Raw genomic sequence first — 417 nt, 5'->3', positions numbered from 1 at the left:
GGCACCTCGATGTCGGCTCATCGCATCCTGGGGCTGAAGTAGGTCCCAAGGGTTGGGCTGTTCGCCCATTAAAGCGGTACGCGAGCTGGGTTCAGAACGTCGTGAGACAGTTCGGTCCCTATCTGTCGCGGGCGCAGGAAATTTGAGAGGAGCTGTCCTTAGTACGAGAGGACCGGGATGGACACACCGCTGGTGTACCAGTTGTTCCGCCAGGAGCATAGCTGGGTAGCTAAGTGTGGAAGGGATAAGCGCTGAAAGCATCTAAGCGTGAAGCCCCCCTCGAGATGAGATTTCCCATACCGTCAAGGTAGTAAGACCCCTTATAGATGATGAGGTAGATAGGTTCGAGGTGGAAGCGTGGTGACACGTGAAGCTGACGAATACTAATCGGTCGAGGGCTTAACCTCAACACACTCA

General features: G+C 54.7%; 1 rRNA gene. It reads left to right on the top strand.

Annotated features, from left to right (window positions below):
* Nucleotides 1-407, top strand: a 23S ribosomal RNA gene (locus JKM87_RS17685); the annotation flags it as partial.
* Nucleotides 408-417 lie beyond the last annotated feature (10 nt).

The organism is Caldalkalibacillus salinus, from assembly GCF_016745835.1.
GTDB lineage: Bacteria > Bacillota > Bacilli > Caldalkalibacillales > JCM-10596 > Caldalkalibacillus_A > Caldalkalibacillus_A salinus.
Note: the sequence above shows the minus strand (reverse complement) of the source record. Positions and strands in the feature narration are given on the sequence as shown.